Below are 14,899 nucleotides of genomic sequence, written 5' to 3'. Positions count from 1 at the left end.
GCGGCCAGCCTACGGACCCGCGTCAGCGGCGGACCCGGAAGGTGGCGGTGTACGACCCGCTGAGCTTGCCGGGGGCGACGAAGCCCGCACGGCGCTGCGAGGCGCCCTTGGCCTTGCCCACCTTCCAGTTCCAGCCGGCCGTCACGAGGGCGCGGTCGGAGGGGATGAGGGCGTCCAGCTGCTCGAGCAGGGCCGCGAACGTCCGGGGCCCTTCATCGTCGCCGCCGAACTCGGGGCAGAAGATCTCGCCGTCCTCGTCCTCCACGCACTCAGACTTCGACTCCTCGCCCTTCGGCGCGAACGTGACCTTGCCGCGACCGACGGCGTTCCTGCCGATCGTGAACTTCTTCGACGGGCCGGTGCGCGTTCCCTGCGGCTTGCCGTTGACGTACTCGCGGTAGACGGGGCGCACCAGCACGCCGCGGCCGGCCTTGACCGACGAGCCGCCGAGCTTCACCCACGCCTTGCCGCTCCACTTCTGCGCACCGCTGAACCGGTAGTCGACCGCCTTCGCGCTGCGCAGGGTGAGGTGCGAGGTGACCGAGGTGATGGTCGCGTCGGCCAGGTCGGTGCCGGTGAGGGAGGCGATGTCGCCGCCGATGTCGCCGGCCAGCTGGTCGGCCAGCTCGCCGCGGTCGGCGTAGACCTGCTCGTTCGTCAGGATGCCGGTCCGGCCGTCGCGCGTGCGGTAGCCGATCCGCCAGACGTGGCGCACCGTGCCGATGCCGAAGTTGTCGAGCGTGTCGATGGCGGCGTAGGCGGGCGCGTAACCCGCGGCGAACGGGGCCATGTCCGGGTTGACGACGGAGCCGCTGTACGTGCGGATCCGCTGGGTGGCCGCGTTGTAGACGTGGGTGGTCACCCCGAAGCCCTTGATCAGTCCGAGCTCGCCACGGATGGCGGCGTAGCCGTCGTGCGTGATCGTGCCGATCTGCTGGCCGATCCGCGAGACCTGCTTGTACGAGCCCACCTGGCCCGTGGCGTCGGGGACGATGAGCGCCGCCGAGGCGTTGTGGATCGACAGCGAGGTCTCACCGGCGAAGTCCATCGGGTGACCGAAGGCCCACACCGTGGAGCCGCAGATCGCGGTGACCGTGCCGACGCCGCCGGAGAACAGGTCGCCGGTGGAGTAGCCGACGGCGATGTTGCCGCCGGGGACGAGCGGGTCGTCGATGACCGTGGGCGTCGCCACCGCGGCGAAGCCACCGGCGCGCGCCGAGCGGGCGGCGGCCGAGGCGCCCGGGACGCGGGCGAGCGTGCGGTTCGCCAGGCGGTTGGCCTTGGCACCGCCGGCCACCACCTTCCGCGTCTTGAGCAGGGGCAGCGTCCCACCCGCGAGGTCCGCCTCGGTGGCGGCCGAGACGCCGCTCAGGGCGCGGCGGGTGATCGAGACCTCCGCCGGGCCCAGGCGGTCGACGCCGGCGCGCTTCATGTAGTCGGCCGGGGTCACGCCCGCGATCGGGATGTTGTCGGCGTTGAGGCCGTACGCGACCGCGCCGATCAGCCGGCCGTCCTCGGCGTAGACGGGCGAGCCCGACATGCCCGACCAGATGCCGGCCCTCGGGCTGCCGGTGTCGATCCCGGCCCCCGAGAGCTCGAAGAGCAGCATGTCGACGCCCTGGCCGAGCGCATTCTCCAGGTGACCGGTGTAGCGGCCCGTGAACTGCACGGGCTGCGTGCCCTTCACCACCGTGAGGCCGGTGACCGGGGTGTTCTCGTCGAACGTGTCGACCACCTCGGCCTGGGTGATCATCGGCTGGCTGCCGTCGGAGCAGAACGCCGCGGGAGCGGCGACCGCGGGCGAGGCGGGGGCGACCAGCGCGGTCGCGGCCACGCCGCTGATGGCGGCGGCGGACAGCCAGCGCAGGGTCGGACGATGCATCGGGTACCCCCGGTTGAAGGACATGAGTCGGACGATCGTATCCGGAGAGTCCCTCATCCCGGGGGTGATACCCGAATCAGCCCCCGAGCGACGTCCGGAAGCGCTGCATCCCCGACAGCCAGTGGTCGGTGTCCTGGGCCTTGCGGCCGTACATCGTGCCCACGGACTCGTGAGGGAGCGCGAGGAAGCGGCCCTCGTCGATCGCCTCGAGCAGGACCCGCGCGGCCTCGCTCGGCGCGAGCGTCTCACCCGCGGCGGCGACCGACGCGTGGGCCAGCCGCGCATCGGGCTCGGTGGCCGTCTCGCCGGCCTCGGCCATCGGCGTCGCGACTCCCATCGGGCACAGTGCCGTGACCCGGACGCCGCGGTCGCCGTACGTGGCGGCGAGCCACTCGGCGAAGCCCACGGCGGCCCGCTTGGAGACCGAGTAGGTCGGCGAGCCGAGCTGCGTCAGCAGGCCCGCCGCCGACGCGGTGACCGCGAAGACCCCGGGGTTCTCGACGCTCCACCGCGGCACGAGCGCGCGGGCCGCGCGCACGTGCGCCATGAGGTTGACGTCCAGCGACAACGACCAGTCGAACTCGTCGGCGTCGAGACCGAAGCCGCGGAAGATGCCGGCATTGGCGACGAAGACGTCGACGCCGCCCAGCTCCTCGTCGGCGCGGGCGACGAGGTCGGTGACGCCCGCCTCGGACGCCACGTCCCCCGCGAACCACGGCTGCCCGAGCCGCTCGCCGGCCTCGGACACACGCTGCTCGTCGAGGTCGGCCAGCAGGACGCGGTCACCGCGCTCGATCAGGGCCTCCGCGATCGCCAGGCCGATGCCACCGGCCGCGCCGGTGACGACGCAACGACGCCCGGTCATCGGAGTCCCTGCCGCTTCAGCTCGGCCTTGGCCAACGAGTTCTTGTGCACCTCGTCGGGACCGTCGGCGAACCGCAGCGTGCGGATCCCGGCGTACATCTCCGCGAGCGGGAAGTCCTGGCTGAGGCCTCCCCCGCCGTGGACCTGGATGGCCTTGTCGAGGATCCACTGGACGGTCTGCGGCGTGGCGATCTTGATCGCCTGGATCTCGGTGTGGGCGCCCTTGTTGCCCACGGTGTCCATCAGCCACGCGGTCTTGAGCACGAGGAGGCGCAGCTGCTCGATCCGCACGCGGGACTCGGCGATCCAGTCGCGGATGACGCCCTGGTCGGCGAGCGGCTTGCCGAACGCGGTGCGGTCCTGCGCGCGTTGGCACATCAGCTCGATGGCCCGCTCGGCGATGCCGATCGAGCGCATGCAGTGGTGGATCCGGCCCGGCCCGAGGCGCGCCTGGGCGATCGCGAACCCGTCGCCCTCGCCGGCGATGAGGTTCGTGACCGGCACGCGCACGTCGGTGAACCGCAGCTCGGCGTGGCCGCCGTGGTCGCGGTCGTGGTAGCCGAACACGTGCATGCCGCGCACGATCTCCAGGCCCGGCGTGTCCCGCGGCACGAGGATCTGCGACTGCTGGCGGTGGCGGGCGGCCGTGGGATCGGTCTTGCCCATGACGATGAAGACCTTGGCGTTCGGGTTCATCGCGCCGGTGATCCACCACTTGCGGCCGTTGATGACGTACTCGTCGCCGTCACGGACGATCGAGGTCTCGATGTTCGTGGCGTCGCTGGAGGCCACGTCGGGCTCGGTCATCGCGAACGCCGAGCGGATCTCGCCGACCAGGAGCGGCTCGAGCCACTGCTTCTTCTGCTCGTCGGTGCCGAACTCGTTCAGAACCTCCATGTTGCCGGTGTCCGGGGCGGCGCAGTTCGTGGCCGGCGGGGCCAGCTGGATGCTGCGGCCCTGGATCTCGGCGAGCGGCGCGTACTGCAGGTTGGTGAGGCCGGCTCCGCCCTCGCCGGGCAGGAACAGGTTCCACAGCCCGCGCTTCTTCGCCTCGACCTTCAGGTCCTCGACGACCGCGGGGATGTCCCACGTGTCGTTCGCGTAGTTGGCCTCGATCTGCTCGTGCGCGAGCGGCTCGGCCGGGTGGACGACCTCGTCCATGAACGCGCGCATCTGCGCGATGAGGTCCTGGGTCCTGTCGTCGAAGGCGAAGTCCATCGGGTCAGCCCTCGGCGATCACGTAGACGACGTCGGCGATGCACGCCGGCTTCTCGACCCCGTCGATCTCGACGACGACGGTCAGGACGACCTGGGTGCCGATGGTGATGTCCTGCGTCTCCTTCAGCGTGGCGGTGGCGCGCACGCGGGAGTCGACGGGCACCGGGTGCGGGAAGCGCACCTTGTTGGCGCCGTAGTTCACGCCCATGACCGCGCTCTTGACGCTGTAGATCTGCGCCGTGAACACCGGCAGCAGGCTCAGCGTGAGGTACCCGTGGGCGATCGGCGTGCCGAAGGGTCCCTTCGCGGCCGCGTCGGGGTCGACGTGGATCCACTGGTGGTCGCCGGTGGCGTCGGCGAAGAGGTTGATCTTCTCCTGGGTCACGGTGACCCAGTCGCTGGTGCCCAGCTCCTGGCCGGTGGCGGCCTTCAGGTCGGCGATCGTCTCGAACTCACGGGTCATCGGGGTCTCCTGGGGTGACTAAGCGCTTGCTTAGCCTGCACCGTACCGCGAGGGTGAGGTCACCGGCAACGCCCTCGACGGCACCGGTCGCCCGCGGGTTCGGCGGACTCGATTGTCGCGCCGCGGCTCAGGTGTGACACTCGGTTACGTGAATGCCTCCGCCGGCCCGCCGCGCCGCGAGCGCCCCGAGCTGAAGCCGACACCGCAGCTGCGGCCGGCGCGCCTCGTGGCGAGCCTGCTGAGCCTCGTGCTGGTGCTCGGGCTCGGCTGGGCGGCGTGGAACTACATCGGCACCAACATCGTCGCGAAGCAGCGCCAGGGCGAGATGGCCGTGGCACTGGCCGACGACTGGAGGGGCAACCGCGAGGGCGATGCCACGCGCGACGAGATCCGCATGGGCCAGGTGTTCGCCGTGCTGCGCGCACCGCGGTGGGGCGACGACTTCGAGGTGCCGGTGGTGGCCGGCATCGACGACACCGCACTCACCTCGGGCGTGGGCTGGTTCACCGACAGCCAGCGCCCCGGGCAGAAGGGCAACTTCGCCGTCGCCGGCCACCGGGTCACGAACGGCCAGCCGTTCAAGGACTTCCCGAAGCTGCGCCCCGGCGACCTCGTCGAGGTCGAGACGCGCACGCACGTCTACACCTACGAGCTGCAGAACTCCGGCACCGACACCATCGTCGACTTCACCGACATCTGGGTCGTCCAGCCCGTGCCCGAGAAGGCCCGGGGGTCGAAGGACCAGAAGACGAAGGCGAGGCCCACCGAGTCGCTGCTGACGCTGACCACGTGCTCGGAGATCTTCCACACCGACAACCGCTCGGTGGTGTTCGGCACGCTCGTGAAGACGGAGCACGTCTAGCCACCTGGCCGCACCGTGAGGGGCGGAGCCTCAGCTGGTGGTGAGGTCGTCGACCATCCAGTCGCCGTCGACCTCGCGCATCTGCACCACGACCGAGAGCGCTGCGGGCGAGCCCGCCTCGCCGGCGATCGTGCGGCTCTGGTCGACGAAGGCCAGCAGCCGCACCCTCGAGGTGGAGCACTCCTGGCCGCACTCGAGCGCGGCGATCTCGCGCACCGTGGCGGTGACGTCGATCTTGCGCTGCTGGGCCGTGGTGACCAGCTGGGGCGCGAGCTCGGTGTACTTCTTGGCGAACTTGGGGGTCATCACCTCGGTGGCCTCGTCGAGGTCCTCGGCGATCGTGGCGTGGCGGTAGCCCAGCATGCGTGGCAGCGCGGCCGAGGCGGCGGCGGTGGCCTCGTCGCGCGCGTCGACCTCGTCCTGCGCGGAGGCCTCGGCTCGCTGGACCGCCAGCAGGCTGCCGAGCGCGAACACCACGGCGACGACGGCCGCCGCGATCGCCAGGGTGCGGGTGCGGGGGATGCTCACTGACCCTCCTCGGAGTCCTCGGCGGGTGCGGACTCGACCGCGACGTTGGCGAAGTTGTCGACGAGCCACGTGTCGCCCTCGCGCACGAGGGAGACACGCCACCGCAGTCGCGGCTGGCCGTACTGGACGTCCTCGGGCACGGTGGTGACGGTGACCGCCGCGAGCGCCTCGGCGCTGTCGCCGTCGATGCTGTCGATCGCGACCTGCTCGACCTTGCCCTTGGAGACGATCTTCGTCTGCTCGAAGCGGGCCAGGAGGTCCTGCGTGGAGAGCTCGAACTGCTCGGCGAGGTCGTCGGTCAGCAGGGGCGTCACGCGCTCGACGTACGGATCGAGGTCGGCGACGTCGTAGGTGTTGATCGCCGTGGCGAACCGCTCGGTGGCGGCGCGGACGTCCTGCCGTGCGGCGGCGTCGGCCGACGGCGGGACCTGCGGGCCCCGTACGAGCAGCCAGGCACCCACGGCCACGCCGATGACCGCGACGACCAGGAGCGCTGCCGTGACGAGGCGACCGCGCGTCAACGTGCGACCGCCGGACCGAGCATCATCCACTTCCAGGACTCCTCACCGAGATCAAGAGCCTGCGGAATCGTCGCGGCCTCGTCCGACGCGAACCGACGCGTCGCCACATCGTACGTGCCCAGCACCGTGCCGTTGCCCGCTTCGGCCGAGGACGACGAGGACGAGGTCGCCCCCGTGCCGCCGGACTTGGCGCCGCGCGGCGCGGACTTGGAGCACGTGTACGACTTGTTCCACTTCTCCACCGTGCGGTCGTACGGCGTGCGCTGCCGGGGGTCGGGCTTGTACCCGGCGAGGCAGGGCTCGTTGGCCGGTTGCAGCGAGAGGCTCAGCCGCGCGCCGTACTGGCCGGTGCGGGAGTCCTTCGTGATGATCGAGAAGGCGCTCTCGATGCCGTACGGGGCGATCACCAGCACGCCGCGGATGCCGTCCAGGCGGGTGGCGACGACCTGGTTCACCGTGATGGCGTCGTCGAGCAGCGCGGCGATGTCGTCGGCGTTCTCGTCGATCACGCCGCGCAGCGTCTGCGCGGTGGGCGCGCCCGCATCGATCACCCGGCGAAGGTCGCCGTCGGAGCTGCGCACCGCGGTGGACAGGTCGCGCAGGCTTCTTGCGAAGGTGCGGATGTCGGCCTGGGAGTCCACCTGCGTCTGCAGCACCGTGTTGGAGCTGCGGATCAAGGCCGCGGTGACCTCGTACTTCTGGTCGGCCTCGGTGATGACCGAGCTGCCGGAGTCGATGATCGTGCTCAGATCCTGCGAGGAGCCCTCGAAGGCCGTGCCGAGCTCGGTGATGACGGTGCTGAGGTCGTCGGCGTCCACCGACGCCAGCAGGTTGCTGACGTTGGTCAGCAGCGTCCGCGTGTCGATCGGCACCTGGGTCCGCTCGCGGGCGATCACGTCGTCCTGCTCCAGGAACGGGCCCTGGTCCGTACGCGGCTGAAAGTCCAGGAACTGCTCACCGACGGCCGACCGGTTGGCCACCACCACGTCGGAGTCCGCCGGGATGTCGGGGGCATCGGGGTCGATGCGGACCTCCACCTTGACGCCGTCGCCGTCGAGCCACATGTCGGTCACGCGGCCCACGCTGACGCCGCGGTAGGTCACGTCGGCGGTGGTGAAGATGCCGCCGGACTCGGCCATCTGGACGGTGACCTTGTAGCCGCTGCCGAAGAGACGGTCGACGTGGGCGTAGTTCGCCCCGATGTACGTCAGCAGCACGAGGGTGCCGGCGAGGAAGATCGCCAGCTGGACGCGCACGCGGCGAGTGATCATGGCGCCACCACCGACTTCGCGAGGACGCCCGAGACGTCGTCACCGCGCAGGGCCTCCTTGAGGGCCCGGCGCTCGGCGTCGTTCATGAGCCCGATGGTGGTGGAGAAGTCGGTCTCGAAGTTCAGCGACACGTTCAGGTAGTCGCCCATCTGGTAGTTCTTCGCCTCCTGCGGCGTCTTGCCCAGCAACGAGTCGGGGAACGGGAACGTGGGCAGCACCTCGAGCGAGGTGATCAGCGCGTCGCCGGCTGAGCCGAGGTTGTCCAGGATGGGGGCGAGTGCCCGCAGGTCGGCGGTCACCGCGGTCTTGCTCTTGATGATCACGTCGGAGCCCACGGCGCCCAGCTCGGACAGCGCCTCGAGCATCTTCACGAGGTTGGCCCGCTGCTGGTTCACCGTGGTCAGCGCGCCGGGCAGGTCGTCGAGCGCGGCGTCGATCGCCTGCTTCTGGTCGTTGGTGTTCTTGGCGAGGCGGTCGATCTGCTCGATCGCGGTGACGATGTCCTCGCGGGAGTCGTCGGCGACCTCGAGGAACTCGTCGAGCCGTCGGACGAGGGTGCGCATGTCGGACTCGCGTCCCTTGAAGGCCGTGTTGAGCTCGCGGCTGATGACCTGCGCCTTGCCGAGCGCGCCGCCGTTGAGCACGAGCGACATCGACGCCAGCACGGTCTCGATCTCGGGGGCGTTGCCACTGCGGGCCAGCGGGATGAGGTCGCCGTCGTCGAGTCGGCCCACTTCACCGCCGCCCTCCTCGGGCGGGGCGAGGGACACGAACTTCTCGCCCAGGATCGAGGTCTGCCGGATCGAGGCGACCGCCTGATCGGGCAGCACCACGTCGCCGCTCACCTTGACGGTGACCTTGGCCTTCCAGCCGTCCAGCTCGACCTTGGTGACGCGCCCGACGGACACGTCGTTGACCTTGACCGCGCTCTGCGGGACGAGATCGAGCACGTCGGCGAACTCGATCGTGACCGTGTAGGGGTCGTCGCCGAGGTCGGCGCCGCCCGGCAGGGGCAGGTCGCCCACGCTGGAGACGCAGCCCGAGACGAGTGCGAGGGAGCTCACCACGCCGGCGAGCACGAACCGGGAACGGACCTGACGCATCACGCCACCCCCATCAGGTAGGAGAGCGACTCCTCCGTCGATGAGCCCGCGGGCGGGGCCGAGGTGGCGCCCGCCGTGCCGGCGTCACTGCCCGTCTGGAGCGCCTGGGCGGCCAGGAAGCTCACGAGCTCGCCCACGGCGTCGCAGGCCTGCTTGTACTTGGCGTTCTCCTTGGTGCTCAGCGAGCAGTAGGCCGACACGTAGAAGCTCTCGGTCAGGACGGTCATCCCGCGCGAGGTGGAGCCCTTGATCGAGCCGCGAGCGTCGAGGGTTCCCGTGGTGGGGTTGTAGGCCGTGGCCAGGTTGGAGAGCGCCTTCGGACCCTGGTCGAGGATCCTGCCCAGGTTCTTGCGCTGCTCGGCGAGGTTCTCGGTGACGTCGCTGAGGCCCGCGATGTTCTTGCGCAGGACCCCGCGGTTCTCGGCGACGTAGGACTGGACCTGCGTCAGCGCCCCTGCCAGCTCGCGCACCGCGGTCTGCAGGTCGTCGCCCTCCCCCGCCAGCACCTGCGAGACGCCGGCGAGGCTCGAGTTGAACCGACGCACGCTGGTGTCGTTGGTCTCCAGCGCCGACACGAAGCGCTCGATCTGCTCGATCGACGTGAAGAACTCGTCCTTCGTGCCGTCGACGGTGGTGCTCAGCTTCGCCAGCGCGGCGATGCTCGCGCGGATCTCCGCGCCCTTGCCCTCGAGGTTGTCCGCGGAGTTCGCCACCAGGTCGCTGACCGCGCCATCCTTGTTCAGGCCGTCTGGCCCGAGCGTGGTCGCCACGTCGTCGAGAGCGGCGAACGTCTCGTCGAGCTCGGTGGGCGTGCCCGTGCGCGACTGATCGAGGTGGGAGCCGCTGCGCAGCTTCGGGCCGCCCGTGTAGGCCGGCGCCAGCTGGACGAAGCGGTCGCCGACGACCGAAGGCGAGACGACGAGCGCCTTCGCGTCGGCCGGGACGTCGAACTCGGCGTCCCACGAGATCTCGGCCCGCACGGTCTGGCCGCGCGGAGTGATCTTCTCGACGGTGCCGACGTCGACGCCGAGGATGCGCACCTTGGAGCCCTCGTAGAGCGAGACCGTGCGCTCGAAGTCGACGGTGACCGTGTTCTGGTCCGACCGCGTCACCGTCGCGACCGCCGCGACGGCCACGAGCGCGAGGCACACCAGCGCCGCCGCCACGGCCACGGCGGCGCGCGACATTCCGTTCAGGAGGGAACTCATGCTCACAGTCCTCCCGGCACGCCGAGGATGCTCAGCAGGTTGTAGATGTACGAGTCGAGCCAGGGCCCGCTCGACCCGTTGTTGGCGACCATCGAGTAGTAGGCCGGCAGCTGGTCGATCGCCGCGTCGATGTTGGCCTCGTTCTTGCGCAGCACCGACACCACCCCGGCGAGCCGGGTGAGCGCGGGCTTGAGGTCGGCGCGGGTGTCCGTGACGAGGGTCTCGATCTCCTGGGACATCCGCGTGACGTTGACCAGGACCGCGTGGATGGCCTCGCGGCGCTGGGTGAGCGCGTCGAACAGGACCGATCCGTCCTCGAAGAGCTTGATGAACTCGGTGTTCCGGTCGGCCAGGACCGCGGAGATCCCGTCGACGTTCTTGAGCAGCGTCTCGAGCTCCTGGTCGCGCTTGGCCAGGCTGTTGGACAGGGCCGTGACGCCCGTGACCGCGCTGCGGAACTCCTCGGGTGTCTTCGCCGCGACGTCGTTGACCGTCTCGAGCGCCTGGGCCAGCTGGTCCTGGTCGACCTGCTGGGTGGTCTCGGTCAGGCCCGAGAACGCCTGGACGATGTCGTACGGCGCCTTCGTGCGCGACGCCGGGATGACGGCGCCCTTCGCGAGCGTGCCCGAGCCGTCGGGCTCGAGGCTGACGTACATCGTGCCGAGCAGCGACTTGATCCTGATCGAGGCGCCGGTCTGCGTGCCGAGACGGTCCCGGTCGGACTTGACCCGGAAGATCACCCGGACCTTGTCACCGTTGAGCTCCAGGTCGGCGACCTCGCCGACGCGGACTCCGGCGAGCCGGACGTCGTCACCCTTCTTGAGCCCGCCGACCTCGGTGAACTCGGCGGCGTACTTCGCACCGCCGCCGACGACCGGCAGGTTGGCGGCCTGGCTGGCACCGAACAGCATGGCCGCGATCAGCCCCAGGGCGATGGCACCGACGATCACCGGGTTGCGCTCGCGGACCGGCTTCATGTCCCTCAGCGGCATCGGTTCACCCCCGATCCCGTCACGGTGACGCGCTTGGTGGTCTTGAAGGTTCGGGTCTTCTCCCAGCCGGGGACGCCGTTCAAGGAGGGGACCTTTCCGTTGACGCCGATGTCGCAGACGAAGAAGTTGAAGAACGAGCCGTACTGGCCGGTGCGCCCGATCCTGTCGATCTTGATCGGCAGGATCTGCAGCGTGCGATCGAGGTCGCGGCGGGCCTTCTGGGTGCCGATCTGCGAGGTGAGCTTGCGCAGCTCCTTGATGTCGGCGGTGACCGCGGGACCGATGTCGTCGAGCAGGCCCGCCGTCTCGCCCGTGAGGACCGAGATGTCGTCGAGCGAGCCGGTGAGCACCTCGCGGTCGTCCTTGAGACCGGAGATGAGCTGCTGCAGCGTGGAGATCGCCGACGACAGCTCGGTGTCACGCTCGTTGAACGAGGTCAGCACCACGGTGAGGTTCTCGATGACCGAGCCGATCAGCTCGTCGCGGTCGGCGAGGGTCGTGGTCAGCGAGGCGGTGTGCGAGAGCAGCGACTCCACCGTGCCGCTCTCGCCTTGGAACACCTGGATCAGCTCGTAGGCCAGCTGGTTCGTGTCCTCGGGCGAGAGCGCCTCGAAGAGCGGCTTGAAGCCGCCGAAGAGGTCGGTCAGATCGAGGGCGGGCGTCGTGCGGTCGAGCCCGATCGTCTCGCCCTCCTCCAGCCGCCCGGGGGCACCTGCGGTGCCCTCGCTGAGGGAGAGGTACCGCTGGCCGATCATGTTGCGGTAGCGCAGCGCCACCTGAGTGGACTGCGTCAGGGTGACATCGGAGTCGACGCTGAAGGTGACCTCGGCCGTCGAGCCTGAGTGGACCCGCACGTCCGAGACGTTCCCGACACGCACGCCGGCGATGCGCACGTCATCGCCCTTCACGAGGCTGGTCACGTCGGAGAACACGGCCTTGTACGTGGCCGTGCGCTCGAACGACTTGTTGCCGATGACGGCCACGAGCATCGCGGTCATCACGCCGGTGACGACCAGGAAGGTCATCAGCTTCACGAACGCCGTGGCGGTCTGGCGGTCCATTCCGGTGCGGGCCATCAGAGCGTCACCTCCGCACCGCGCAGGACCGGGCCGAACAGCGGCTGGGCCACGTCGGGGACGTCACTTGGATCGATGCCCAGGGCCGTGCCGACGATCGCGTCGATCTGCTCGGCCTCGACCTCGCTGCCGGCCGGGCTGGCCACCGTGGGCGACACGAGCGGAGAGCGCTTGCCGAGGTCGCCGGAGATGCCGAACTCCTCGAGCAGGGCGTCGCTCATGCCCGGCGCGGGGCGCTTGGCGGTGTAGGCGGTCCTGGGCAGCGTGGCGCAGCTCGGGCCCGCGCTCCCGCCGCCCGAGGTGGGCAGTCGGAAGGCGTCGCCACCGTCGTAGTCGCGGGACGATCGCGGCGCGAACTCGATCGTGGCGTTGGCGCGGTGGTTGCGGAACGCGCCGTCGATGGCGGGCTTGAGCCGGTCGATGCCCTTCAGCGCGCACTGCAGCGTGGGCGAGTACTGCGCCAGGAGGTCGAGCGTGGGCTGGGCGTCGCGCGACAGCGTGATGAAGTCGTCGCCCGACCGCTCGGCCAGCCTCTCGGCCGACGTCGCGAAGGCGGCGGTCTCGACGAACAGCGTCTGCAGCTGGGCGCGGCGGGCGGTCAGGGTGTTGCCGGTGACCACGGCGTTCCGCAGCGTGGTGCCGATCTCGGGCATCACGTCGGCGTAGGCCTTCGCGGTGTCGCCGAGCAGCGTGACGTCCTCGACGAACTTCGGCGCCAGCGGCGTGATCTTCTGCAGGTAGGCCGACAGCGTCTCCAGCGTGCGGCCGACCTTCTCGCCCTCGCCGGACAGCGCGTCGGACAGCGCGGTCAGCACGAACGACAGGTCCTCGGGATTCAGTGCCGTCAGCAGCGGGTCGAGATCGGCCAGCAGCGTCTCGACCTCGGACGGGAGAGCTGCCTGGACGATCTCGTCACCGGCGCGGATCGGCGTGCCGCTCGACTGCGCGACGGGCTGCAGGTCGACGAACTTCTCGCCGAACAGCGTCTTGGGGACGACGAACGCCTGGACGTCGGCGGGAATGACCTCGCGCTGGTCGGCGTCGAGGCGCAGGTGGATCACCGCCTGCCCCTGCTCGGAGGTGATCTCGTCGACCCGGCCCACGATGACGCCGCGCAGCTTCACGTCGGCATTGGGGTTCAGCTGCAGTCCCACCCCGTTGCTGCGGATCGACACCGGGATGTCGTTGGAGAACAGCTTCGTGAACATCGCATAGGTCAGGAACACCGAGAACGCGATGAGCGCGACCATCACGACGCCCAGGCCGCGGACGACGAGCGGACGATCGAGGGTGGAGACGCGCGCCATCAGCCGGCCAGCCTGACGGTCGTGGTGGTGCCCCAGATGGCCATCGACATCATGAGGTCGGCCACGTTGATGACGACGATCGAGGTGCGCACCGCGCGGCCCACCGCGACGCCGACGCCCACGGGGCCGCCGCTGGCGTAGTAGCCGTAGTAGCAGTGGATGAGGATCACCAGGACGGCGAACACGAGCACCTTGAAGAACGACCAGAGCACGTCCTCCGGTGGCAGGAAGAGGTCGAAGTAGTGGTCGTAGGTGCCAGAGCTCTGCCCGTAGATCGCGGTGATCGTCAGCCGTGTGGCGAGATACGACGACATCAGACCCACCATGTACAGCGGGATGATGGCGACCATGCCGGCGATCACGCGCGTGGTGACGAGGTAGGGCAGCGACGGGATCGCCATCACCTCGAGCGCGTCGACCTCCTCGGAGATCCGCATGGCGCCGAGCTGCGCCGTGAACCCGCAGCCGACCGTGGCCGCGAGGGCGATGCCCGCGACGAGCGGCGCGATCTCGCGGGTGTTGAAGTAGGCCGAGAAGAAGCCCGCGAACGCGCTGGTGCCGAGCTGCTCGAGGGCGCTGTGGCCCTGCATGCCGACCTCGACGCCGGTGAAGAACGACATCGTGAAGATGACCCCGACGGTGCCGCCGATCACCGCGAGCGAGCCGCGACCGAAGGTGACCTCGGAGAGCAGCCGCAGGATCTCGCGCGGGTACCGCACCACGACGCGGGGCATCCAGGCGATCGTCCGGATGTAGAACGCGAGCTGGAGGCCGAGGTCGTCCAGCATCCCGAGCGGGCGCCGCACGGCGGTCTTCACCTGGGACACGTCAGAGCGCCTTCGCCGGGACGAGCTGGAAGTACAGGGCGCTCATGACGAAGTTGGCCAGGAACAGCAGCAGGAACGTGATGACGACCGACTCCATGACCGCCTGGCCCACACCCTGCGGGCCGCCGTCGGCATGCATCCCCATGTAGGTGGAGACGATCGCGGCGATGAGGCCGAACACGAGCGCCTTGGCCATGCCCTGGTAGAGGTCGGGCGTCTGCGCGAGCGCGGTGAACGAGGCCAGGTAGGCGCCCGGGGTGCCGCCCTGCATCATCACGTTGAAGATGTAGCCGCCGAGCACGCCCACCACGCTGACCAAGCCGTTGAGGAAGACCGCGACGAGCATGCAGGCGAGCACGCGCGGCACGACGAGACGCTGGATGGGGTCGATGCCCAGCACCATCATCGCGTCGAGCTCCTCGCGGATCTTGCGGGCGCCGAGGTCGGCCGCGATCGCCGAGCCGCCGGCACCGGCCACGAGCAGCGCGGTGGCGATGGGCGCCGCCTCGCGCAGCACCGCCAGCACCGCGGCGGAGCCGACGAACGACTGGGCGCCGAACTGCTGCACGAGGCTGCCGGTCTGGAGCGCCACGACGGCACCGAACGGGATGGCGACCAACGCGATGGGGATGATCGTGACCGACGCGATGAACCAGGCCTGCTGGATGAACTCGCGCAGCTGGAACGGCCCGCGGAACACGGCCAGCAGCACGTCGGTGCCGAAGGCGAAGAGCTTGCCGGCGGTGGCGAGCGGGGCTGTGGCCCTCGAACCGATGC

The 14,899-nt window shown here is 70.0% G+C and carries 15 protein-coding genes; 1 reads left to right on the top strand and 14 read right to left on the bottom strand.

Going from position 1 to position 14,899, the window contains the following annotated elements:
- Nucleotides 1-22 precede the first annotated feature (22 nt).
- From B5D60_RS09050 to B5D60_RS09035, 4 genes are all read right to left on the bottom strand, one after another.
- Complete coding sequence (locus B5D60_RS09050; RefSeq protein WP_172806309.1) at nucleotides 23-1,882, bottom strand: hypothetical protein; 1,860 nt, start codon at nucleotides 1,880-1,882, stop codon at nucleotides 23-25.
- A 76-nt stretch (nucleotides 1,883-1,958) separates the two neighbouring features.
- Nucleotides 1,959-2,747: an SDR family oxidoreductase gene (locus B5D60_RS09045; RefSeq protein ID WP_078699844.1), complete on the bottom strand. Its 789-nt coding sequence runs from the start codon at nucleotides 2,745-2,747 to the stop codon at nucleotides 1,959-1,961.
- The gene (locus B5D60_RS09040; RefSeq protein WP_078699843.1) at nucleotides 2,744-3,964 is read right to left on the bottom strand and encodes an acyl-CoA dehydrogenase family protein; all 1,221 of its coding nucleotides are present in this window, start codon (nucleotides 3,962-3,964) and stop codon (nucleotides 2,744-2,746) included. Before B5D60_RS09040 ends, B5D60_RS09045 begins: the two co-directional genes overlap by 4 nt.
- A 4-nt stretch (nucleotides 3,965-3,968) precedes the next feature.
- On the bottom strand, nucleotides 3,969-4,427 hold the full coding sequence (locus tag B5D60_RS09035; RefSeq protein ID WP_078699842.1) for a MaoC family dehydratase: 459 nt from the start codon (nucleotides 4,425-4,427) through the stop codon (nucleotides 3,969-3,971).
- A 148-nt stretch (nucleotides 4,428-4,575) separates the two neighbouring features.
- Between B5D60_RS09035 and B5D60_RS09030 the strand changes: the two genes are divergently transcribed.
- On the top strand, nucleotides 4,576-5,289 hold the full coding sequence (locus tag B5D60_RS09030) for a class E sortase (protein WP_078699841.1): 714 nt from the start codon (nucleotides 4,576-4,578) through the stop codon (nucleotides 5,287-5,289).
- A 30-nt stretch (nucleotides 5,290-5,319) separates the two neighbouring features.
- Here the strand turns inward: B5D60_RS09030 and B5D60_RS09025 are convergent, their stop codons facing one another.
- From B5D60_RS09025 to B5D60_RS08980, 10 genes are read right to left on the bottom strand one after another with little or no spacing between them, the layout of a single operon-like run.
- A complete protein-coding gene (locus B5D60_RS09025; protein WP_078699840.1) occupies nucleotides 5,320-5,817 on the bottom strand; it encodes a hypothetical protein in 498 nt (165 codons plus the stop codon).
- A complete protein-coding gene (locus B5D60_RS09020; RefSeq protein WP_078699839.1) occupies nucleotides 5,814-6,338 on the bottom strand; it encodes a hypothetical protein in 525 nt (174 codons plus the stop codon). The genes B5D60_RS09025 and B5D60_RS09020 overlap by 4 nt, the downstream gene beginning before the upstream one ends.
- Nucleotides 6,335-7,609 carry an MCE family protein gene (locus B5D60_RS09015; protein WP_078699838.1) on the bottom strand — a complete coding sequence of 425 codons (1,275 nt, stop codon included), beginning with the start codon at nucleotides 7,607-7,609 and terminating at the stop codon, nucleotides 6,335-6,337. Before B5D60_RS09015 ends, B5D60_RS09020 begins: the two co-directional genes overlap by 4 nt.
- A complete protein-coding gene (locus tag B5D60_RS09010) occupies nucleotides 7,606-8,712 on the bottom strand; it encodes an MCE family protein (protein WP_078699837.1) in 1,107 nt (368 codons plus the stop codon). Before B5D60_RS09010 ends, B5D60_RS09015 begins: the two co-directional genes overlap by 4 nt.
- Nucleotides 8,712-9,920 (bottom strand): MCE family protein, encoded by a 1,209-nt coding sequence (locus B5D60_RS09005; protein WP_078699836.1) that lies wholly within the window; start codon nucleotides 9,918-9,920, stop codon nucleotides 8,712-8,714. The genes B5D60_RS09010 and B5D60_RS09005 overlap by 1 nt, the downstream gene beginning before the upstream one ends.
- A 2-nt stretch (nucleotides 9,921-9,922) precedes the next feature.
- The gene (locus tag B5D60_RS09000; protein ID WP_078699835.1) at nucleotides 9,923-10,912 is read right to left on the bottom strand and encodes an MCE family protein; all 990 of its coding nucleotides are present in this window, start codon (nucleotides 10,910-10,912) and stop codon (nucleotides 9,923-9,925) included.
- Nucleotides 10,903-11,988, bottom strand: a complete 1,086-nt coding sequence (locus B5D60_RS08995) for an MCE family protein (RefSeq protein WP_078699834.1) — start codon at nucleotides 11,986-11,988, stop codon at nucleotides 10,903-10,905. The genes B5D60_RS09000 and B5D60_RS08995 overlap by 10 nt, the downstream gene beginning before the upstream one ends.
- A complete protein-coding gene (locus tag B5D60_RS08990; protein WP_078699833.1) occupies nucleotides 11,988-13,295 on the bottom strand; it encodes an MCE family protein in 1,308 nt (435 codons plus the stop codon). The genes B5D60_RS08995 and B5D60_RS08990 overlap by 1 nt, the downstream gene beginning before the upstream one ends.
- Nucleotides 13,295-14,083 (bottom strand): MlaE family ABC transporter permease, encoded by a 789-nt coding sequence (locus B5D60_RS08985; RefSeq protein ID WP_078701362.1) that lies wholly within the window; start codon nucleotides 14,081-14,083, stop codon nucleotides 13,295-13,297. The genes B5D60_RS08990 and B5D60_RS08985 overlap by 1 nt, the downstream gene beginning before the upstream one ends.
- 40 nt (nucleotides 14,084-14,123) lie before the next feature.
- Complete coding sequence (locus tag B5D60_RS08980; RefSeq protein ID WP_078701361.1) at nucleotides 14,124-14,897, bottom strand: MlaE family ABC transporter permease; 774 nt, start codon at nucleotides 14,895-14,897, stop codon at nucleotides 14,124-14,126.
- Between the last annotated feature and the right edge of the window lie 2 nt (nucleotides 14,898-14,899).

Source organism: Aeromicrobium choanae, assembly GCF_900167475.1.
Taxonomy (GTDB): Bacteria; Actinomycetota; Actinomycetes; order Propionibacteriales; family Nocardioidaceae; genus Aeromicrobium; species Aeromicrobium choanae.
The sequence above is the reverse complement of the archived record's forward strand: the minus strand, read 5'-3'. Positions and strand labels throughout refer to the sequence as shown.